Source organism: Parabacteroides sp. AM08-6 (genome assembly GCF_003473295.1).
In the GTDB taxonomy this organism is placed as follows: Bacteria; Bacteroidota; Bacteroidia; order Bacteroidales; family Tannerellaceae; genus Parabacteroides.
In genome coordinates this window covers 436-1043 of sequence record NZ_QRMP01000080.1, presented here as the reverse complement: position 1 = coordinate 1043, position 608 = coordinate 436, and the positions used below count along the sequence as shown (strand labels likewise).

1 protein-coding gene is annotated in these 608 nt (G+C 32.6%); it reads left to right on the top strand.

Annotated elements, in window-relative coordinates; translation table 11 throughout:
• Positions 1 to 8: 8 nt before the first annotated feature.
• On the top strand, positions 9 to 608 hold a 600-nt coding region (locus DW103_RS17930), incomplete at its 3' end, for a 6-bladed beta-propeller (RefSeq protein ID WP_370453494.1).

Here is a 608-nt window from a genome sequence, read left to right as displayed (position 1 = left end):
TAGAGAGTATCGAGTATATACCGTTGAAGTTGAAAGATAATTTTTTAGGTGAAGATTTGGTTTATTGTGTATATGATGAAAAAGCCGAAAAAATAATATTGTCAGACATTGGTCGTGTAATCGTTGTTGATAAGAAAGGTAATTTTCAAAATGAAATAGGAAATAGCGGACAGGGTCCTGGTGAGTATATTTATCTATCTACAATTTCTATAGATCCGGAAAAAGAAAATGTCTATTTGTATGATGGCGGACCTAAAGTTGTTCGAAAATATACTTATGATGGCAAATTTCAGGGAGAAGTTCTTAAACATAAGAATTCTCTTATTCAATGTGTTTATTGGGCGAATAATTACTTTTTGTCACAATGTGAGATGTTTACTTCTCATAGAGTGAAGCAATTGGATTCATTTTTTGGCTATGCCTTAATTGATACCTCTTGTAATTTTATAGATAAAACGCCTAATCTATGTGCTCAGATAAAAGATATAACGTCAGAAAAGTATGCGGGATTTCTTTTTGGTTTTGGCTATAGTGTTAATTTTTGCAAAGATGTCGCTTTGTTTCTCGAAGCGGGATTGGCGGATACTGTATACACCGTTAATAACAAT